At 64.5% G+C, this 17,989-nt stretch carries 24 protein-coding genes; 8 read left to right on the forward strand and 16 right to left on the reverse strand.

Annotated elements, in window-relative coordinates; translation table 11 throughout:
• Positions 1-285: 285 nt before the first annotated feature.
• From KFK14_RS00970 to KFK14_RS00980, 3 genes are read right to left on the reverse strand one after another with little or no spacing between them, the layout of a single operon-like run.
• A complete protein-coding gene (locus tag KFK14_RS00970; RefSeq protein ID WP_246524801.1) occupies positions 286-996 on the reverse strand; it encodes a M48 family metallopeptidase in 711 nt (236 codons plus the stop codon).
• Positions 977-1,402 (reverse strand): YcgN family cysteine cluster protein, encoded by a 426-nt coding sequence (locus KFK14_RS00975; RefSeq protein WP_212609555.1) that lies wholly within the window; start codon positions 1,400-1,402, stop codon positions 977-979. The genes KFK14_RS00970 and KFK14_RS00975 overlap by 20 nt, the downstream gene beginning before the upstream one ends.
• A complete protein-coding gene (locus KFK14_RS00980; protein ID WP_212609556.1) occupies positions 1,403-2,038 on the reverse strand; it encodes an SCO family protein in 636 nt (211 codons plus the stop codon).
• Between the two features lie 111 nt (positions 2,039-2,149).
• Between KFK14_RS00980 and KFK14_RS00985 the strand changes: the two genes are divergently transcribed.
• Entirely contained in the window at positions 2,150-2,716 is a 567-nt protein-coding gene (locus KFK14_RS00985; RefSeq protein WP_246525002.1) for an ankyrin repeat domain-containing protein, read from the forward strand.
• 141 nt (positions 2,717-2,857) lie between these two features.
• Here the strand turns inward: KFK14_RS00985 and KFK14_RS00990 are convergent, their stop codons facing one another.
• The 11 genes from KFK14_RS00990 to KFK14_RS01040 form a co-directional block, all read right to left on the reverse strand.
• Positions 2,858-3,349, reverse strand: coding sequence for an MmcB family DNA repair protein (locus KFK14_RS00990; protein ID WP_070156067.1), 492 nt, complete (start codon positions 3,347-3,349; stop codon positions 2,858-2,860).
• Between the two features lie 88 nt (positions 3,350-3,437).
• Positions 3,438-4,139 (reverse strand): cell wall hydrolase, encoded by a 702-nt coding sequence (locus tag KFK14_RS00995; protein ID WP_212609558.1) that lies wholly within the window; start codon positions 4,137-4,139, stop codon positions 3,438-3,440.
• A 182-nt stretch (positions 4,140-4,321) separates the two neighbouring features.
• Positions 4,322-4,633, reverse strand: coding sequence for a DUF1491 family protein (locus KFK14_RS01000; protein WP_212610966.1), 312 nt, complete (start codon positions 4,631-4,633; stop codon positions 4,322-4,324).
• A gap of 16 nt (positions 4,634-4,649) precedes the next feature.
• Complete coding sequence (locus KFK14_RS01005) at positions 4,650-5,159, reverse strand: PaaI family thioesterase (protein WP_070156065.1); 510 nt, start codon at positions 5,157-5,159, stop codon at positions 4,650-4,652.
• Positions 5,137-5,604, reverse strand: a complete 468-nt coding sequence (locus KFK14_RS01010; RefSeq protein WP_070156064.1) for a PTS sugar transporter subunit IIA — start codon at positions 5,602-5,604, stop codon at positions 5,137-5,139. Before KFK14_RS01010 ends, KFK14_RS01005 begins: the two co-directional genes overlap by 23 nt.
• A gap of 162 nt (positions 5,605-5,766) precedes the next feature.
• On the reverse strand, positions 5,767-6,393 hold the full coding sequence (gene hpf / locus KFK14_RS01015; protein ID WP_070156063.1) for a ribosome hibernation-promoting factor, HPF/YfiA family: 627 nt from the start codon (positions 6,391-6,393) through the stop codon (positions 5,767-5,769).
• Between the two features lie 136 nt (positions 6,394-6,529).
• Positions 6,530-7,231, reverse strand: a complete 702-nt coding sequence (dnaQ, locus tag KFK14_RS01020) for a DNA polymerase III subunit epsilon (RefSeq protein WP_212609559.1) — start codon at positions 7,229-7,231, stop codon at positions 6,530-6,532.
• Positions 7,232-7,260: 29 nt separating this feature from the next.
• Complete coding sequence (gene coaE / locus KFK14_RS01025) at positions 7,261-7,854, reverse strand: dephospho-CoA kinase (protein ID WP_212609560.1); 594 nt, start codon at positions 7,852-7,854, stop codon at positions 7,261-7,263.
• Entirely contained in the window at positions 7,851-8,663 is an 813-nt protein-coding gene (gene aroE, locus KFK14_RS01030; protein WP_212609561.1) for a shikimate dehydrogenase, read from the reverse strand. Before aroE ends, coaE begins: the two co-directional genes overlap by 4 nt.
• Entirely contained in the window at positions 8,660-9,253 is a 594-nt protein-coding gene (locus KFK14_RS01035) for a Maf family protein (protein ID WP_212610967.1), read from the reverse strand. The genes aroE and KFK14_RS01035 overlap by 4 nt, the downstream gene beginning before the upstream one ends.
• A gap of 20 nt (positions 9,254-9,273) precedes the next feature.
• On the reverse strand, positions 9,274-10,089 hold the full coding sequence (locus tag KFK14_RS01040; RefSeq protein WP_070156059.1) for a pyruvate, water dikinase regulatory protein: 816 nt from the start codon (positions 10,087-10,089) through the stop codon (positions 9,274-9,276).
• Between the two features lie 275 nt (positions 10,090-10,364).
• On the opposite strand from KFK14_RS01040, the gene hemE reads away from it, so the two are divergent.
• The 5 genes from hemE to KFK14_RS01065 all read left to right on the forward strand — a co-directional run bounded on the left by hemE (position 10,365) and on the right by KFK14_RS01065 (position 14,335).
• Positions 10,365-11,411 (forward strand): uroporphyrinogen decarboxylase, encoded by a 1,047-nt coding sequence (gene hemE, locus KFK14_RS01045; protein ID WP_212609562.1) that lies wholly within the window; start codon positions 10,365-10,367, stop codon positions 11,409-11,411.
• A gap of 13 nt (positions 11,412-11,424) precedes the next feature.
• Entirely contained in the window at positions 11,425-11,865 is a 441-nt protein-coding gene (locus KFK14_RS01050; RefSeq protein WP_212609563.1) for a CopD family protein, read from the forward strand.
• 188 nt (positions 11,866-12,053) lie between these two features.
• Positions 12,054-13,310: a transcription termination factor Rho gene (rho, locus tag KFK14_RS01055; RefSeq protein WP_070156052.1), complete on the forward strand. Its 1,257-nt coding sequence runs from the start codon at positions 12,054-12,056 to the stop codon at positions 13,308-13,310.
• Positions 13,311-13,319: 9 nt separating this feature from the next.
• Positions 13,320-13,610 (forward strand): antibiotic biosynthesis monooxygenase family protein, encoded by a 291-nt coding sequence (locus KFK14_RS01060; RefSeq protein WP_212609564.1) that lies wholly within the window; start codon positions 13,320-13,322, stop codon positions 13,608-13,610.
• Positions 13,607-14,335, forward strand: coding sequence for a YjbE family putative metal transport protein (locus KFK14_RS01065; protein WP_070156048.1), 729 nt, complete (start codon positions 13,607-13,609; stop codon positions 14,333-14,335). The genes KFK14_RS01060 and KFK14_RS01065 overlap by 4 nt, the downstream gene beginning before the upstream one ends.
• Before the next feature lie 195 nt (positions 14,336-14,530).
• Here the strand turns inward: KFK14_RS01065 and KFK14_RS01070 are convergent, their stop codons facing one another.
• Together KFK14_RS01070 and KFK14_RS01075 are read right to left on the reverse strand one after the other, a co-directional pair.
• Positions 14,531-15,511: a quinone oxidoreductase family protein gene (locus KFK14_RS01070; RefSeq protein ID WP_212609565.1), complete on the reverse strand. Its 981-nt coding sequence runs from the start codon at positions 15,509-15,511 to the stop codon at positions 14,531-14,533.
• On the reverse strand, positions 15,511-16,209 hold the full coding sequence (locus KFK14_RS01075; RefSeq protein ID WP_212609566.1) for a dienelactone hydrolase family protein: 699 nt from the start codon (positions 16,207-16,209) through the stop codon (positions 15,511-15,513). Before KFK14_RS01075 ends, KFK14_RS01070 begins: the two co-directional genes overlap by 1 nt.
• Before the next feature lie 190 nt (positions 16,210-16,399).
• Here KFK14_RS01075 and KFK14_RS01080 point away from each other — a divergent pair, with 190 nt between their 5' ends.
• The gene (locus tag KFK14_RS01080) at positions 16,400-16,648 is read left to right on the forward strand and encodes a DUF6489 family protein (RefSeq protein WP_070156082.1); all 249 of its coding nucleotides are present in this window, start codon (positions 16,400-16,402) and stop codon (positions 16,646-16,648) included.
• 16 nt (positions 16,649-16,664) lie between these two features.
• On the forward strand, positions 16,665-17,951 hold the full coding sequence (gene mnmE, locus KFK14_RS01085) for a tRNA uridine-5-carboxymethylaminomethyl(34) synthesis GTPase MnmE (protein WP_212609567.1): 1,287 nt from the start codon (positions 16,665-16,667) through the stop codon (positions 17,949-17,951).
• Positions 17,952-17,989: the final 38 nt, after the last annotated feature.

A 17,989-nucleotide genomic window follows, 5' to 3' on the forward strand; every position in this document is an offset into this window, starting at 1 on the left:
CTAGCCGGCCTGAAGATCGCATTCGCTACTGTCCCTAAAGCTCAAGCAGCTATGCCCTCTCAAGGTTGCTAAAGCCCTAATCCAGACAAAGCGTGAGGCGGGAGAGAAGGTTTCCCGCGTTGACCTACTGTTGCCCTTCGGGTCGCGGAAATGACAGGTTCGGGGACGGGAAAGCAAGCCACAAGCCGTTCGGGCTGAGCGAAGTCGAAGCCCTTCCTTTCAACAAAAGTGCAGCCCTTAGACAGGCTCAGGGCGAACGGTGGGTGGGTCTGTTCCGGCCCAAACTTACACCCCAACCCGGTGCAAGCTCATCCCATGCTCCTTCAGCCACCGCCGCGACGGCGCGGGGTCTCTCCCCAGCAGCCGCGCATGCGCCGCGTGGAAGGCCGGGCTGTGGTCCATATGGGCGAGGTGGGCGACTTCGTGGGCGACGGTGGACTGGCGGACCTCCGGCGGGGCGAGGATCAGGCGCCAACTGTAGCGGATCGCGCCCGAGGACGAGCAACTGCCCCAACGCGCCTTCGGGTCGCCGATGCTGACGGTGGTAAGGGGGAGTTTCGCACTGGTCGCCAGCGCGCGGGTTTCCGCCTCCAGCACGTCGCGCGCACGGGCTTTCAGCCAACGGAGCAGGCGCGCGCCGACCGATTCCGCCGCGCCACCGACGCGTAGAGTGTCACCATCCAGCGTGATGCGGCGGGGGGCCTTGGCGTCCCACACGATCGTCACCGGCTGCCCCTCCAGCAGAAAGGTCGCGCCGTCGCACAGGCGCACGGGAAGCGGCGCGCCGGCAAGTTGCGTCTGGACCCACGCCTCATGCTCCTGCGCCCAGCCAAGCGCCTTGCGCAGGTTGGCGCGCGCGGGGATGGACAGGCGCAGGCCGCCATGCGCCGGGTCGATGGTCAGGCGGTAATTGCGCGCGCGGGCCATGCGGCGGACGCGCACCGGCATGGCGATGCCGCCGATCAGGATTTCACTGTCAAAGTTCGCGGTCGACAAGATGGTTTTCCAGATCGCCGGCCTCAACCTCCGCCACGGTCCAGCCGCGTACGGATTCGCCCGCGCGGTGCACGGCGTCCCGGTCGCCGCTGATCAGATAATGCCAGTCCGGCAGCGGATCGCCATCCGCGCGCAGGCGATAGGCGCAGGTGCGGGGCAGCCAGACGATCTGCGCCACCGCCTCCGGCGTCAGGCGCACGCAGTCCGGCACGAAGGACCGGCGGCTGCGATAATTGGAGCATCGCCCGGTGTCGCGGTCGAGCAGGCGGCAGGCGACGTTGGTCGGGTAGATATTGCCCGTATCCTCATCCTCCACCTTGTGCAGACAGCATTTGCCGCAGCCGTCGCACAAAGCCTCCCATTCCGTCCGGTTCAGATCTTCAAGGGGTTTTTCCCAGAATTCCACTCACTTCACCCAATGGTCCAGCGCGGCGAGCACGGCGTCGGGGGAGCCTTCATCCTCCTTGGTGCCGGGATCGTCCACCGGCACCAGCGCGATCGGCTGGCCGTCCGGACCAAAGAGATAGGGCGTGCGGCTGTGACTTACGAGATAGTCGTTCGCGCCCTTTTCATCCGCCTTGCCGTAGATCACCACAAAATCCTTTGCGACCTTGGCGATCTCATCGGGCGTGCCGGTGAGGCCGATCAGGCGGGGCGAGAAGGCGGCGACATAGTTTTTCAGAACCGGCGGCGTGTCGCGCTCCGGATCGACGGTGATGAAGATCGGCTGCAGCTTCGCCGCGCGGTCCGGCGAATCCTTTTCGAACTTGCCGTATGCCTGCATGATCCGCTGCAGATCGACCGGGCAGACGTCCGGGCAATAGGTATAGCCGAAATAGACGAGGCGATACTTGCCCTTGAAACTGTCCCAGGCGACGCGCTTGCCGTCCTGATCGGTCAGGGTGAAGGGCGCACCGATGCTGGCCCCGGCGAGCGCGCCCTGTTCGAAGGACGACTGATCGCCGCCGCCGCAGGCGGAGAGCGCCAGCAGGAGCGGCGACACGAGGGATATCAGCGCTTTGTTCATGGCAAAGCCAGCCATGCCCTGCTAGACTGGCTTTGGCAATTGCGAACAGGTGGTAGCAGAATGCAGCAGTTTAAGGGCCGTCGATCCAGTGCGATCCGGGCGGCGGGCGCGGCGCTGGCGGCGCTGATGCTGACGGTTCCCTCGATCGCCCCGGCGCAATTTTCCGACAGCTATAATTTCCTGAAGGCGGTGAAGGACCGGGACGGCGACAAGGCGACAACCGCGCTGAACAAGCCCGGCACCACCATCGTCAACACGCGCGACGTCACCACCGGGGAAACCGCCCTGCACATCGTGATCGCGCGGCGCGACACGACATGGCTCGGCTTCCTGCTCGGCAAGGGCGCGAACCCCAATCTGGCCGATAACCGGGGGGAAACGCCGCTGCTGAGCGCGGTGCAGCTCCGCTTCATCGACGGGGTGCGCTACCTGCTGGGCAATGGCGCGCAGGTCGACAAGCCGAACGACAATGGCGAGACGGCGCTGATCCGCGCGGTGCAGTTGCGCGACGTGGCGATGACCCGCCTGCTCGTCAGCCTGGGCGCGAACCCGGAAAAGCGGGACAGCATCGCCGGCATGTCCGCCCGCGACTATGCGACGCGGGATGGGCGCACGCCGGGGCTGATCCAGGCGCTGGACGAGGCCAAGCCCGCCAAAGCGACCAGCGGGCCGGTGCAGGGGCCAAGTTTGTAGGGTTTTCCGATAGCTATCCTCCGTTCGGGCTGAGCGAAGTCGAAGCCTTCACCTGAACGCAGTGAAGGCACCTCACTTCGTTCGGTGATACCCTTCGACAGGCTCAGGGCGAACGGAGATAGGGGCGGAAGTAAGCATATCCTACATCCCGAACCCGATTTCCGCCGCATAGTCGGGATCGGACAGGGCCGTCAGCCGCCGGGCGGCGCGGCGGGCGAAGCGGAGGGTTTCCGCCTTGCGCCGGGCGGCGGCCAGCGGCTCCATCGGCGCGGGGCGCAGGATTTCCGCATCATATTGATCCGCAACGATCAGGCCGGTGCGGGCGGGCCAGAGGGCGTCGCTGTCAAAGGGGGACAGATCAAAGCCCCCCGGCACGGCCCAGTAGAAGCGGTCGCAATAGTCGAAATAGTCCGGCCATTTCATGTCGCCGAGCAGGTCCGCGCGGCTGCATTTGATCTCCACGATCACCAGACGCCCCGCCCCGTCAATCGCCATGATGTCAGCGCGGCGGCCATTGGGCAGCGCTACCTCCAACTGGCCGAAAATGTCGTGCCGCTGAAACAGCCGCAATATCCCGCGCGAAACGGCCAGCGCCGTGCCATCTGTCAGGGGTGAACAATCCGCTTCGGCCATGCCGCAGCATTAGAACAGGAAGGGAACAAAGAAAAGGCCGATTCCGTTCCCGGAACCGGCCGCATTCTCTTTCGAACCGCTGAAAGGATCAGCGATAGAAAACGTGATTGTCGATCAGCGCCACCTTGGCCTTGCCCCAGCCGGGCGAAACGCGGCGGGCGTGGAAGAACAGCGCGCCTTCGGCAAGGCTGTTCCAGCTATCCTCGATCGCGATCTGCGAAATGGCGACGGCTTCGCGCCAGGCGCGGCCGGCGGTGGCGATGGCGGGCATCGCGCGGCCGCGGACGAAGCTGAACTGGCCGGGCTGATAGACGACGCCGCACAGGCTGTCGGCGAAGCGGCCGGACTTCACGCGGTTGATGATGACGCGGGCGACGGCGAGCTGACCGGCGAGGCTTTCGCCCTTCGATTCGAAATAGACGGCGCCGGCAAGGCACTGCATCTGTTCGGTCAGTTCCTCCGGCGCGCCCTGTTCGGTGACGAGGGCGGCGAGGCTGGAGGGCGCGGATACGGCCGAAGCGGCGTCGGCGGCGGTCGCCGGGGCGGGCGCCGCATCGGACGCCAGCGGCTGAACGATTTCACCGGGCGCGGCGAAGGTAACGCCTGGCTTGCCCGTATTGTCGCCTGAAGAATTGGAGAGCGGAGCGTCCTGCGGCGTGCGAATCGCGGCGGGGATGCTGTCTGAGGATGCACCGGCCGCTCCGGCAAAGGATGCATCGCTGGCCATCGCTGCGGCGATAGCGGTCATGGCAAAGGCCGCCAACGTGGCGACGCGCAATGGGAAACTCATGTAATTCCAAGACTGTGCGGTTGGTCGGCGCTTGGACGTCGCGTCCCTGAACATATATTTGGACGTCCGGCCGCCCCCCGTCTGCGTGTTTGCCATTCGACGTCCCCCCCGGACATCTAAAAGGTAACCTGCGCGATGAAGCGTGCGGGGCCTATGAGGACCAATACAGGTTAAGTCAATATTCAGCAGATCGTTTCAGCGGCGAACCGTTCCGCCTCCGAGATGTCCAGCTCTATTAACCACAGGTCGGGGTCGGCGCGCATCCGGCGCGCTATATATTGGGTTATCGCATCGGGATCGGAGTCGTTCGCAGGCCCGCACGGCGCCATATGATAGCCGCCGGAAAAGTCCGGCACGCGCTCAAACAGCCCGGTTTTCCGGCCCCTTTCAAGACATTGCACCAGGATGACGCCGCTGATCGCGTCGCCCTTGCGCAGCACGGCCGCGAAGCCGCCTTCCTGTCCGGCCCGCCTGATCAGAGCGCCCGCCAGCATATGGCTGGCGAGCCGGTCAGCCACGGGCGGCCGGCGGATCTGTCCGGGCATAGCCGGGCAGCGATGCGAGCGGAAATGCGGAGCGCATGAAGGTGCCGGTGCCGCGCCCGACCTCCTCGCCATCCGAATCGATCAGGCTGGCCTCCGCGACGTAGACGCGGCGGCGGCCGCTGATCCAGCGGCCCTCGGCGCGGATGCGGCCCTGCTTGATCGGCCGGGTGAACAGCAGGTTGAAGCTGGTCGTCAGCAGGAAGCGGTCGCTGACAAGGCTGTTGGCGGCGTAGAAGGCCGCATCGTCCAGCATCTTGAAATAGACGGTGCCGTGTACGGCGCCCGCCGCATGATAGACGCTTTCGTCGACATCGAAATCGATGCGCGAAAGACCAGCGCCGGTAATGGTGAGTTCCGACCGGAACATCCGGTTGATCGGGGCGGAGCGGTAGAGCTGCTCAAGCGCGCGGAAATGCGCGGCCTCTCCGCTAGGCGGGACCGCATCGTCCATATCAGGCGGCGTCACGGGCCTCATTGCCGGACAGCAGCGCAAACAGCGCTTCGTCCGAACCGACGCCGCGCAGGCGGGTGATCTGGCTATCGTTGCGCAGATAGCGCGACACGCGGGCCAGCGTCTTGAGATGCTCCGCGCCGCTGTCGAGCGGGGAGAGCAAGGCGAAGATCACATCGACAGGAGAATTGTCCACCGCGTCGAAGCCGATCGGCTGGTCAAGCAGGACGACCAGGCCGCGCACCTTGTCGATCCCCTCCATCTTCGCATGCGGGATCGCGATGCCGCCGCCGAAACCGGTCGACCCCAGCCGTTCCCGTTCCGTTAGCCGTTCGGACACCGCCCCGGCATTAAGGCCATAGGCAAGCGCCGCCATTTCCCCAAGCTTCAGGAAAAGCTGCTTCTTGCCGGTGACCGAGAGATTGCTGGACAGCGCCTTCGGGGTGAGGAGATCGTCGAAATGAATCATGGATACACTCGGAATGGCAGCTTCGCCCAATTCGGCCACGGCAAAAGGGCCGGGCACAGGCATGAACCAAAGCCCGGCGCATTAGTCCCACCGGTACGGAAGGTCAACCGCCGAGCCGCAGGGCCGGACGGCCCGTCCACAAAGGGGACGGGCCGCGGATGCTCAGTTGGCCACGGCCACCGTGGGTTCAACCCAGCCGATCGTCCCGTCATGACGGCGATAGACCATATTATAGGCGGAGGTGCCCGCATTCACGAACAGCAGTGCGTTGGTGTTGCGCAGGTCGAGCATCATCACGGCGTCCGATACCGACGCCTGGGGGATATCCACCCGCGTTTCCGCAACGATCAGCGGCGCGTCGGACGGCTCCTCCTCATCGTCATAGCCGGCGAACACGGTGTATCCCGCATTGTCGAAACCGTTGAGCGCATGCCCGTTAAGGCCGCCATTGACGGGATCGCTCCTGACGGCCTCTGCGGCGGCGGCCTGGACATGCCGGTCCTTCAGGCGGCGCATGTAGCGGCGGAGCTGTTTTTCGATACGGTCAGCGGCGATATCGAACGCCGGATGCGCCTCCTGCGCTTCCCCCGCGCCCTTGAGAATAAGGCCGGTCATGACATGGCAGACGATATCGCAGTGGAACGCGCCATGCGGCGCCTTGCGGAATGTCACCTGGGCGGAGATGGCCCGGGCGAAATATTTCTCGGCCACCGCTTCGAGCCGGGTCCAGACATGCTCCTTGAGCGCGTTGCCCGTTTCCACCTGATGACCGGAAACACGAATATCCATCTTGCCTTCTCCTTGTTCTTGCAGACCACCGGGGGTGGTCCGTGGGTGTCGCGTCATGCCGATGTGGCGGTCCGCTAAACCCTTGACCCCGCGCCCAAATTCTTGAACGCGGCGGCCTCCTCAAGGCTCCCTCCGGCTATCCCGGAGCAAGCCCGTCGAGCCAGAGCGGCTTATCCAGCGTCGCGAGGAACGCGGCGTGCCGCTCCAGTTCCTCCGCGGTGGCCGCATGCGGCCGCGCGGGGCGGACGGGACGGACAGCGGCCAAATAGGCCGTTTCCTCCCGCCGATCCTGATCCTCCCTTTCCGATCCGAGCGTGAGGCCGATCTGCCGTCCGCCGGTCAATTCTATATAAAGTTGCGCAAGCAGTTCCGCGTCGAGCAGCGCGCCATGCTTGATGCGATGGCTGCGGTCGATGCCGTACCGGGTGCAGAGCGCGTCCAGGCTGTGCTTCGCGCCCGGATGCATGGTGCGGGCGATGGCGACCGTATCGATCATGCGGTCCATCGATACCTCGACCCGGCCGCACAGTTTCAGTTCGTGGTTGAGGAATCCGAAGTCGAACCGCGCATTATGCGCCACCAGCGGGCAGTCGCCCAGAAAGGCGAGCAGTTCGTCTATGCCCTCCGCGAACAGGGGCTTGTCCGACAGGAAGGCGTCCGACAGGCCATGCACGGCCTCCGCCGCCGCGGGCATCGACCGCTGGGGATTATAATAAGCGTGGAAGGTGTTGCCCGTGGGCACCCGGTTGATCAGTTCTATGCAGCCGATTTCCACGAGCCTGTCCCCGCTCGCGGGATCGAATCCGGTTGTTTCCGTGTCGAAAATGATTTCCCGCATCGACTCTGCTGACATCCGTGGACCTGTATTTATCTGCCTGCTTTGCGGCGAAGGCAAGTAACGAGACGGCGGACCTGTTCGCGGGTGCGATCGAAGGTCGTGCCGGTATCGACAATATAGTCGGCCCGGCGGCGTTTAACAGCGTCTGGAACCTGCAAACGCTTGATCCGGTTGAATTTTGCGACGGTCATACCGGGACGGGCGAGAACGCGGGCGCGCTGTTTCCATGCCGGCGCGCTGACGACGATCACGCCATCGAGCTTCCGCTCGCCATGACTCTCGTAAAGCAGGGGTATGTCCAGCACCACGACGGGCCGGGACCGGTTGCGGCGAAGGAATCGCTTCTGGGAGGCGCGGACGGCGGGGTGGACGATCGATTCCAGCGCCCGCAATTCTTCCGGATGGCCGAACACGGCGGCGCCAAGCCTGGCCCGGTCAACGCCATCCGGGCCGGTCGTGCCGGGAAAGCGCGCCTCGATCGCCGGGAGCAGCGATCCGCCCGGTCCCTGAAGCCGGCGCACCTCCGCATCGGCATCGAACACCGGCACGCCTTCCTGGCGGAGCATGGCGGCGACCGCCGATTTCCCCATGCCGATGGACCCGGTGAGGCCGATCCGTTTCATGCCGTCAGGAGCGCGCGCAATTCATCGTCATATTCGCGCGGCGCCTCTGCATCGAAGAAAATATCGAAGGCGAGCGCCGCCTGGCCGATCAGCATTTCCAGCCCGTCAATCGCGGCAAGGCCCCGCGCGCGGGCGGCGGCGAGCAGACCGGTTTCGAGCGGCGCATAGACGATGTCATAAACCGTGGCGGTCGCGGGCAGAGGCGAAAGGTCGAGGTCCAGCGGCGGCTGGCCCGTCATGCCGAGCGAGGTCGAATTGACGAGCAGACCCGCGGCGGGCAGCGGATCGGCAAGCGTGATGACGTCGCCCTGCATGTCCGCCCGGTCAAGCAGCGCGCGGCCCTTGGCGGGATCGCGGACCATGACCGTGATCTTTGGCACGCCCAGCGTCGCCAGCGCGAACAGGATGGCGCGCGCCGCGCCGCCCGCGCCGACCAGCACGGCATGATCGCCCTTCCACTTGCGGTGGATCAGCGGCTGAAGGAAGCCGCCCGCATCGGTATTGGTGCCGATCAGCGGCCCGCCGGTTTCGCAGGCGATGGTGTTCATCGCGCCGATGCGCGCGCGGACGCCGCCCGGATCGTCGGTATAGTCCATCACCGCGACCTTGTGCGGGATGGTGACATTGCAACCGAGCCAGTCATTGTCGCCGCGGCGCTGCAGGAAATAGGCGGCAAGCCCGTCCGGCGTCACATGCGTCTTGCGATATTCCGCCTCTATGCCCAGCTTCTGCAGCCAGAAATTGTGGATCAGCGGCGATTTGGAATGGGCGATGGGGTCGCCGATCACTTCTGCATAGGGAAGGCTCATGAAGGCAGAAGGCCGCGGACGCGCAGGAAGTCAAGCAGCGGCAGCAGGGGAAGGCCCTGAATCGCGAACTGGCTGCCCTCGACCTTCGTGAAAAGCTGCGCCCCCGGCCCTTCGATCCGGTAGCAGCCGACGCACCAGCGCAGCAGATCCCAGTCGCCGTCCAGATAGCGTTCGATAAAGGCCGGGCTGAGCGGGCGCACCGTCATCCGCACCCGCTCCACATGCCGCCAGACCGGGACGCCGCCATGCACGATGACGGCGGCGCTGTGCAGATGGTGCGTCCTGCCCGACAGGAGCGTGAGAATACGCACCGCATCCTCACGATCGACAGCCTTGTCGATCATCTGGCCATCATCCAGCGAAAGGGTTTGATCGCAGCCGAGGACAAGCGTTCCGGGAATGCGACGGGAAACGCGAAGGCCTTTCAGCTCCGCCAGCGCATCGGCCAGCGCCCGTGCGTCCAGGCCGTCGGCGCGCAGGGCCTCCTTCGCCGCTTCCTCATCGACGCCGGGATGCAGCGCCTCGAACGGAACCCCGGCCGCCTTCAGCAGCGCGGCGCGGCCCGCGCTCTGGGAGGCGAGGACGATAATGGGTTCGGGGGCAGATTCAGTCATTCGGCCAGGACACGCTCGTTGAACAGGTTGATGATGGCGGCGGCGGCTTCCTCGATCGAGCGGCGGGTCATGTCGATCACCGGCCAGCCATTGTCGGCGAACATGCGGCGGGCGAAGGCGACCTCCTCCTGCACCCGCTCAATATCCACATAGGCGGTTTCCGGCGCCTGATTGAGCGAGAGCAGCCTGTTGCGGCGGACCTGCACCAGCCGTTCCGGGCTGATCGTCAGGCCGACGACCATGGGATGCTTCAATCCGTAGAGATTGCGCGGCGGCGGCGATTCCGGAACCAGCGGGATATTCGCCGTCTTGTACCCGCGATTGGCGAGATAGATGGACGTTGGCGTTTTCGACGCGCGCGACACGCCGGCGAGCACGATATCGGCCTCCTCCCAATTTTCATGCCCCACGCCGTCATCATGGGCGATGGTGAACTGAATCGCCTCGATCCGCGCGAAATAGGCTTCGTCCAATATATGTTTGCGGCCGGGACGGTTGCGCGCCTCCTGCCCCAATATGTTCGACAGCGCGTCCGTCACCGCGTCCAGCGGCGCGACATGGGGAAGCCCCAGCGCCCGGCAGCGATTTTCCAGCCTTCGCCGAAGCTGCGAATTGGCGAGCGTGAACAGCACGATGCCGGGATTGAGGGAAATTTCCTCCATGATCCGGTCGAGATGGACATCGGACCGCACCATCGGCCAGAAATGGCGGATCGCCTCCACATTCTCAAACTGGGCGATGCCGGCCTTGGCGATATTCTCCAGCGTCTCGCCCGTGGAGTCAGAGAGCAGGTGGAGGTGGAGCCGCGTCATGTCGACCGTTGTGTTTGCCATTTGTGGATAAGGCAAGGGACAGTTTTGGGGGTGGAATCCTGTCCACGCTAGACCGGATTCCATCCACAGCATCCCAACAGCGCGTCGATTCCATCCACATGCTGTGGATAGCAGGGACAGATTACGGGACTCCCAGCGCGCGATAGGGACTCGAATGAGTCAAGCTGTTGGCATATGCGGGCGCAACGCATAAACCCCGCTGCCAAGCGGCCAACTATCTTCATCATCCTTAACTCTAATTTAAGATATTTTTTATGAGCACTCCCGACGGGCAGGCGACTCCCAAGCCTCTGCTTTCCGTACTGCGTGGCGAAAAACCAGCGATCCCGCCCATGTGGCTGATGCGGCAGGCGGGCCGGTATCTCCCGGAATATCGCGCCCTCCGCGCCGAAAAGGGCGGATTTCTGGAGCTGGTCTATGACAGCGCCTGCGCAGCCGAGATCACGATCCAGCCGCTGCGCCGGTTCGCCTTTGACGGCGCGATCCTGTTTTCCGACATTTTGATCGTGCCATACGCGCTGGGCCAGAAACTGTGGTTCGAGGCCGGCGAAGGCCCGCGCATGGCGCCGCCGCTGATCGAAGCGGACCTTGCGAGCCTGATACCTGATTTCAGCCGGTTCGAGGCGGTCTACGAGACCGTAAGGCAGGTCAAGGCCAGCCTCGCCCCTGAAGTCACCTTTCTGGGCTTTGCGGGCAGTCCCTGGACGGTCGCGACCTATATGGTGGCGGGACAGGGCAGCAAGGATCAGGGACCGGCGCGGCGGCTGGCCTATGGCGATCCGGCGAAGTTCGGGGCGATCATCGACGCGATCGTCGATGCGACTGTCACCTACCTGTCCGGCCAGATCGAGGCGGGGGTCGAGGCGGTGCAGTTGTTCGACAGTTGGGCGGGAAGCCTGGCGCCGCTGGAGTTCGAGCGCTGGGTGATCGCGCCCAATGCGGAGATTGTGCGCCGGGTGAAGGCGCTCCACCCGCAAGTGCCGATCATCGGCTTTCCCAAGGGCGCGGCGGCCAAGCTGCCCGACTATGCGGCGGGGACCGGCGTTGACGCCGTGGGGCTGGACGAGACGGTCGATCCGCACTGGGCGAATGCGGTCCTGCCCAAAGGATTGCCGGTGCAGGGCAATCTCGACCCGCTGGCGCTGATCGCGGGCGGCGAGGCGGTGGAAAAATCCGTCGCCAACATCATGGCGGCCTTTCGCGACCGTCCCCATATCTTCAATCTGGGCCACGGCATTTTGCAGGACACGCCGATCGAGCATGTCGAGCGGCTGATTGCCGTGATACGAAACCAGGGTTGAACAGGGTATCGCGATGGCTTTCCTCGGTAACGCATATTTGTGGGTAAAGGCGGCGCATATCATCTTCGTCATCTTCCTGATGGCGGGGCTGTTCATGATGCCGCGCTTCTTCGTCTATCATCAGGAATGCGCGCCGGGGTCCGACGAGGACGGCAAGTGGATCGTGCGCGAGCGCAAGCTGCTGAAAATCATCCTCAATCCCGCTCTGACCATGGTGTGGATATTCGGCCTGCTGCTGGCGTTCGACATCGGCGCGTGGAGCATGGGCTGGTTCCACCTGAAATTCCTCTTCGTGCTGATCCTGTCGGGCTATCATGGCTGGATCAGCGGCTATGCGAAGAAGCTGGCGCGGGGGGAGCGGCCGTTCAGCGACAGGAAGCTGCGCATGCTGAACGAGGTGCCGGGCATATTGGTGGCCTTCGTTGTCATATTGGCGATCGTCAAACCCTTCTGATCGCACATACTTCTCCATTCGGCGGGATAGTCGCCAAGTCGGTTGCTTCGTCTTGACTTGACCCCGCCCGGAGCCTAACGATTCAGCGCGTATCCACGCTGCCGTCCGCGCATGGGGATGTCTCCCTTCCTTAACCGACGCGGACTGGCCTAATCCTCCCACCTCATATTCTGCCGGACCACTCTCGGATGCATCTCAAGGACCTCAAGAAAAATACGCCCGCCGAACTCGTCTCCATGGCCGAGGAACTGGGGGTCGAAGGCGCGTCCACGCTGCGCAAGCAGGACCTGATGTTCGCGATCCTGAAGGCCGAGGCCGAGAATGGCGAGCAGATCATGGGGCTGGGCACGGTCGAGGTGCTGCAGGACGGTTTCGGCTTCCTGCGCAGCCCGGAGGCCAATTATCTGGCCGGTCCCGACGACATTTACGTGTCCCCCAACCAGGTCCGCAAATTCGGCCTGCGCACCGGCGACACGGTGGAGGGCGAGATCCGCGCGCCCAAGGATGGCGAGCGCTATTTTGCGCTGACCAAGCTGGTTTCGGTCAATTTCGACGATCCCGATGCCGTCCGCCATCGCGTCAATTTCGACAATCTGACGCCGCTCTATCCGGACGAGAAGCTGAGGCTCGACACGCTCGACCCGACCGTCAAGGACAAGTCGGCGCGCGTCATCGACATCGTGTCGCCGCAGGGCAAGGGCCAGCGCGCCCTGATCGTCGCGCCGCCGCGCGTGGGTAAGACGGTCCTGCTCCAGAACATCGCCAAGGCGATCACCGACAATCATCCCGAAGTCTTCCTGATCGTGCTGCTGATCGACGAGCGGCCGGAGGAAGTCACCGACATGCAGCGCAGCGTGAAGGGCGAGGTGATCAGCTCGACCTTCGACGAACCGGCGCAGCGCCATGTGCAGGTCGCCGAAATGGTGATCGAAAAGGCGAAGCGCCTGGTTGAGCATAAGAAGGATGTCGTGATTCTTCTGGACTCCATCACCCGCCTCGGCCGCGCCTACAACACCGTGGTGCCGTCGTCCGGCAAGGTGCTGACCGGCGGTGTCGACGCCAATGCGCTCCAGCGCCCCAAGCGCTTCTTCGGCGCGGCGCGCAATATCGAGGAGGGCGGTTCGCTGTCCATCATCGCCACCGCGCTGATCGACACCGGCAGCCGCATGGACGAGGTGATCTTCGAGGAGTTCAAGGGCACCGGCAACTCCGAAATCGTGCTCGACCGCAAGGTTGCGGACAAGCGCATCTTCCCGGCGCTGGACGTCGGCAAGTCCGGCACCCGCAAGGAGGAGCTGCTGGTCGACAAGGGCAAGCTTTCGAAGATGTGGGTTCTGCGCCGCATCCTCATGCAGATGGGCACCGTCGATGCGATGGAATTCCTGCTCGACAAGATGAAGGATTCCAAGACCAACGAGGATTTCTTCGACTCCATGAACCAGTAGGCATTGCCCATGGTCCTGGAGCATGCGCTGCTGCATGTCCGGCCGGGGCGGGAGGCCGCCTTCGAAGCCGCGATGCAGCAGGCGAGGCCGCTGATTTCAGCCTCTCCGGGATTTTTGGGGATAGAGGTTCGGCCTGCGAGCGAAAAAGCGGGCCTCTATCTTCTGCTTGTGCGCTGGGATTCGATAGCCGATCACAGGGATGGTTTTCGGCGGTCGGATCGATATAGCCAATGGCGTATTCTGCTTCATGACTTCTATGATCCGATGCCCGATGTCGCCTATTTTGGAGAGCCGTTGTGATTGATCTTCTGGCCGCTGTGTCTTCCACGGTCGCGGTAACGCCCGGCTTTGGCTCACCGGCGGACATCTGGGGCCATATCGTCGCGGATTTCTCCAACATCACCTCGCCCAGCGCGCTGGCCGCATTCGGCCAGGTGCTGATGATCGACATATTGCTGGCGGGCGACAACGCCATCGTCGTTGGCGCGCTGGCGGCGGGACTGCCGGCGGAACAGCGCAAGCGCGTCATCATGATCGGCATCATCGCGGCGCTGGTGCTGCGCATCGGCTTCGCGCTGGTGGTGAGCCAGTTGATGCAGATCGTTGGGCTGATCCTCGCCGGTGGCCTGCTGCTGCTGTGGGTATCCTGGAAGATGTGGCGCGAGCTTCATCCGGGCGCGGGCGGCGGATCGGCGGAGATTGAGGGCGACGAGGCCAGCGGCGTACGCCCGGCCAAGAGCTTCGCCGCGGCCGCCTGGGCCGTTGCCGTCGCCGACGTATCGATGAGCCTGGACAATGTGCTGGCCGTCGCAGGCGCGGCGCGGGACCATCCCGGCATCCTGATCATCGGCCTGATCCTGTCGGTCGCGCTGATGGGCGTGGCGGCGAACATCATCGCCAAATATATCGAGCGTTACCGCTGGATCGCCTATTTCGGCCTGATCGTCATCGTCTATGTGGCGTTCAAGATGATCTATGACGGGTTCGTCGATCATCAGGTGGGGATTTTGACGCTGTTCGCCTGATGCGGCGGCGGTGAGAAGGGGACGGGGCAGCGCTCATTCAGGCTCGGCACATCTGGAGCCTGTTTTGAGGATATGTCCGTTCTGCGTACTCCTGCGGAAGCAGGAGTCCAGCTCCAACGCCCGATCCGGACTCCTGCTTTGGCTTCGCCGCCCTGTGGGCCGCAGGAATAAGCTCTGTTCAAAACAGAGCGAATCTCACGGAATAAGGACGGTCGATCCAGTCGTCTGCCGTGCCTCCAGCGCCCGGTGGGCGTCGGCCGCGTCGGCGAGGGCGAAGCGCTGGTTGATGTCCGCCTTCACCACGCCCTTGGCGATCTGGTCGAACAGGCGCGCGCCAAGCCTCTGAAGGTCGGCGTCCTCGCGGGCATAATCGTAGAGGGTGGGGCGGGTGACGAACAGCGATCCGCCGCGGCTGAGCGAGAGCACATCGATGGGCGGCACCGGGCCGGAGGCATTGCCATAGGTGGCGAGCAGGCCCCGTATCCGCAGCGACGCGAGCGACGCATCCCAGCTCGCCTTGCCAACGCCATCGAACACGACATGCACGCCCTCGCCGTCCGTCAGGCCGCGAACCTGTTCCGCCAGAGCCTCATAGGGTCCGGTCAGGCTGTGCGCTGCGCCCGCGGCCCTCGCGAGAGCGGCCTTCTCCTCCGATCCGCTATGGGCGATCACCGTCACGCCCAGACTGGCGAGCCAGGGCACGAGGATTGATCCGACGCCGCCGGCCGCTGCATGCACCAGCGCCGCCTGGCCGCTTTCCATCCGGCCGCAATCCTCGGCCAGAAATGCCGCCGTCATGCCCTTCAGCAACGTCGCGGCCGCCGTTTCACAGGAGATGGCGTCGGGCAGTTTCAGCACGCGATTGGCGGGCATCAGCCGGTGGGTGGCGTAGCTGCCATGAGCGCCCAGCGCATGGGCGACGCGATCGCCCGGCGCGATGCCGGTCACGCCGGGGCCGACCGCGATGACTGTCCCCGCCGCTTCGGCGCCCAGGGCGGCGGGCAGGGGGGAGGGATAAAGGCCGGACCGGACATAGGTGTCGATGAAGTTCAGCCCGATCGCCTCATGCGCGATCAATATCTCGCCCGGACCGGGATCGCCCGTCTGGAAATCCTCGCGCTCGATCACCTCCGGCCCGCCATGCGCGCGGATGATCAGCCGCCATGCGTCCGCCATCAGAGATGCTCTGCGAAGAAGGTGGCGGAGCGGCCGTCGGCCAGAGCCGCGCCCGCATCATCGCGGCGGTCGCCCATTTCAGTGGCGAAGCCGTGGTCCAGCCCCTCATAGTCATGGATGGTGACATGCCGGTTGCCGCCCAGCCCCTGATGCATGGCCTTTTGCGCTTCGGGGCTGACGAAATGATCGGCCGTCGGCACATGCAGCAGGACCGGTTTGCCGATGGCGTGCTGTTCGCCGAGCAGGCCGTCTATGCCGACGCCATAATAGCCGACAAAGGCGTCCCCGTCGGTCCGGCACGCCGCCATGAAGGCGAGGCGGCCGCCAAGGCAATAGCCGACACAGCCGACCTTGCCATCCGGGCCAAGCGCGGCCCGCGCCGTCTTGATCGCGGCCTCTATATCGCGAATGCCGGCGTCCTGATCGAACTTGCCGAACAGGTCGAAACCCTTCTGGAGCTGGTCGGGGACATCGGGGTCGAGTTCGATATGCGGTTCTATCCGCCAGAACAGGTCGGGCGCGAAGGCGAGATATCCGCTGGCCGCGAGGGAATCGCATTTCCGCCTGATCCCTTCGTTGACGCCGAAAATCTCCTGAATGACGATGATCGCCGCGCGCGGCTTCCCCGCCGGGCGGGCGACATAGGCATAGAAACTGGCGCCCCCCTCCAAAGTGGTAACCGGCAGCAATTCGCCCATGGGAATCATCCTTCCAATATGTCCAGCGTCGCCCGACCGAGATAAGCCATGTGGCGATGCTTGCAAGGCGGGCTTGCAAGGGGGCGCTTGCAGGGCAGGGCTTGCAGGCGGGGAATCTCCAGAGGAGAACTGGCTTTCGCCGATGCGATGCGGCATGAAGGGGCATGACAAACCAAAAGGGAGGCCGGTCGTGAAAATTACCGTCGATTGCGATTGCACGCCGGAGGAGGCGCGCACGTTTCTGGGCCTGCCCGATGTCTCGCCGATCCACGACAAATATGTGCAGACGATGCTAGACACCATGGACGGGTCCAACAGCGTGGAACAGATGGAGAAGCTTTTCCGCAGCTTCTCGCCCATGGGCGACGCTGGCGTCCGCCTGTTTAAGCAGATCATGGACATGGGCATGATGGGGTCGTCGTCGAAAACCGACGGATAGGGGCGCGGCTTTCTCCTTGGACACCATCTTCGCGCTTTCCAGCGGCCAGCCCCCGGCCGCGATCGGCATCATCAGGATAAGCGGTCCCTGCGCCGGAGAGGCGCTGCGCGCGATATGCGGGCGCATGCCGAACCCGCGCCTGGCATCCGTCTCGCTCTTTTCCGATCCGCAATCCGGGGAAGCGCTGGATCGTGGACTGGCGCTCTGGTTCCCCGGCCCGGCAACCGCGACCGGCGAGGATCTGGCGGAACTCCATTGCCATGGCGGCCGGGCAGTGACGGCGGCGCTGCTGGAGGCGCTTGCGCGGATCGGGGGACTGCGCGGCGCGATGCCGGGGGAATTTACCCGCCGCGCGTTCGAAAATGGCCGGATCGACCTGAGCGAAGCGGAGGGACTGTCCGACCTGCTGTTTGCAGAGACGGAGAGCCAGCGCCGCGCCGCCATGATGATGGCGGAGGGGCATTTTTCCAGAAAGGTGACGGACTGGCAGGAGCGGTTGCTGGCGCTGTCCGCATCGGTCGAGGCGGCGCTGGATTTCTCCGACGAGGATGATGTGCCGGACGCGGGGATCGAGGCGCGGATCAGGAGCAGCATCGCCGGTCTGGCCGATACGCTCCAACGGGAGCTTGCCCGGCCGGATGCGGAACGGTTGCGGGATGGCGTTCGCGTGGTTCTGGCCGGGCCGCCCAATGCGGGCAAGTCGACATTGCTGAATGCGCTGGTGGGGCGGGACGCCGCCATCGTGTCCGACATCGCCGGGACGACGCGGGACCGCATCGAGGCGCCCGCAGCGATTGGGGGCATCCCCTTCCTCTTTACTGATACGGCGGGCCTGCGGGCGGACAAGCAGGATGCGATCGAGGCCATCGGCATGGCGCGGGCGGAACAGGCGATCGCGGCGGCCGACATCCTCCTGTGGATGGGTGATCCCGCCGATGCGCCGCGCGACGACGCGGTGAAGATCAGCGCGAAGAAGGATGTAGCGGGATTGCAGGCGGCCGCCGGGGCGGATCTCGATCTGTCCGCCATATCGGGGGACGGGATGGCGGAGCTGATCGGGCTGCTCCTCCAGCGCGCGCGGGGGCTTGTGCCAGGGGAGGGCGACTATGCGTTGCATGCCCGTCAGCGGCGTGAAGTGGAGGTCGCTCTGACGGCTTTGTCAGGCGCGTTGGAGACGGATGATTTGCTGATCGTCGCCGAGCATTTGCGGTTGGCGCGGGGGGCGATGGATGCCCTTACCGGGCGCGCCGGGACGGAAGATATGCTCGACGCGCTGTTCGGGAAATTCTGTATCGGCAAGTGATGTTCCACGTGGAACAGCGTTTTGACGGTACCCGCGCT

Source organism: Sphingobium phenoxybenzoativorans (assembly GCF_018286635.1).
Taxonomy (GTDB): domain Bacteria; phylum Pseudomonadota; class Alphaproteobacteria; order Sphingomonadales; family Sphingomonadaceae; genus Sphingobium; species Sphingobium phenoxybenzoativorans.

Coding starts and splice junctions, on each gene's coding strand:
- KFK14_RS00980 (WP_212609556.1), bottom strand. CDS start 2,038: ATGGCTGGCTTTGCCATGAACAAAGCGCTGATATCCCTCGTGTCGCCG.
- KFK14_RS00985 (WP_246525002.1), top strand. CDS start 2,150: ATGCTGACGGTTCCCTCGATCGCCCCGGCGCAATTTTCCGACAGCTAT.
- KFK14_RS00990 (WP_070156067.1), bottom strand. CDS start 3,349: ATGGCCGAAGCGGATTGTTCACCCCTGACAGATGGCACGGCGCTGGCC.
- KFK14_RS00995 (WP_212609558.1), bottom strand. CDS start 4,139: ATGAGTTTCCCATTGCGCGTCGCCACGTTGGCGGCCTTTGCCATGACC.
- KFK14_RS01000 (WP_212610966.1), bottom strand. CDS start 4,633: ATGCTGGCGGGCGCTCTGATCAGGCGGGCCGGACAGGAAGGCGGCTTC.
- KFK14_RS01005 (WP_070156065.1), bottom strand. CDS start 5,159: ATGAGGCCCGTGACGCCGCCTGATATGGACGATGCGGTCCCGCCTAGC.
- KFK14_RS01010 (WP_070156064.1), bottom strand. CDS start 5,604: ATGATTCATTTCGACGATCTCCTCACCCCGAAGGCGCTGTCCAGCAAT.
- hpf (WP_070156063.1), bottom strand. CDS start 6,393: ATGGATATTCGTGTTTCCGGTCATCAGGTGGAAACGGGCAACGCGCTC.
- dnaQ (WP_212609559.1), bottom strand. CDS start 7,231: ATGCGGGAAATCATTTTCGACACGGAAACAACCGGATTCGATCCCGCG.
- coaE (WP_212609560.1), bottom strand. CDS start 7,854: ATGAAACGGATCGGCCTCACCGGGTCCATCGGCATGGGGAAATCGGCG.
- aroE (WP_212609561.1), bottom strand. CDS start 8,663: ATGAGCCTTCCCTATGCAGAAGTGATCGGCGACCCCATCGCCCATTCC.
- KFK14_RS01040 (WP_070156059.1), bottom strand. CDS start 10,089: ATGACGCGGCTCCACCTCCACCTGCTCTCTGACTCCACGGGCGAGACG.
- hemE (WP_212609562.1), top strand. CDS start 10,365: ATGAGCACTCCCGACGGGCAGGCGACTCCCAAGCCTCTGCTTTCCGTA.
- KFK14_RS01050 (WP_212609563.1), top strand. CDS start 11,425: ATGGCTTTCCTCGGTAACGCATATTTGTGGGTAAAGGCGGCGCATATC.
- rho (WP_070156052.1), top strand. CDS start 12,054: ATGCATCTCAAGGACCTCAAGAAAAATACGCCCGCCGAACTCGTCTCC.
- KFK14_RS01060 (WP_212609564.1), top strand. CDS start 13,320: ATGGTCCTGGAGCATGCGCTGCTGCATGTCCGGCCGGGGCGGGAGGCC.
- KFK14_RS01070 (WP_212609565.1), bottom strand. CDS start 15,511: ATGGCGGACGCATGGCGGCTGATCATCCGCGCGCATGGCGGGCCGGAG.
- KFK14_RS01075 (WP_212609566.1), bottom strand. CDS start 16,209: ATGGGCGAATTGCTGCCGGTTACCACTTTGGAGGGGGGCGCCAGTTTC.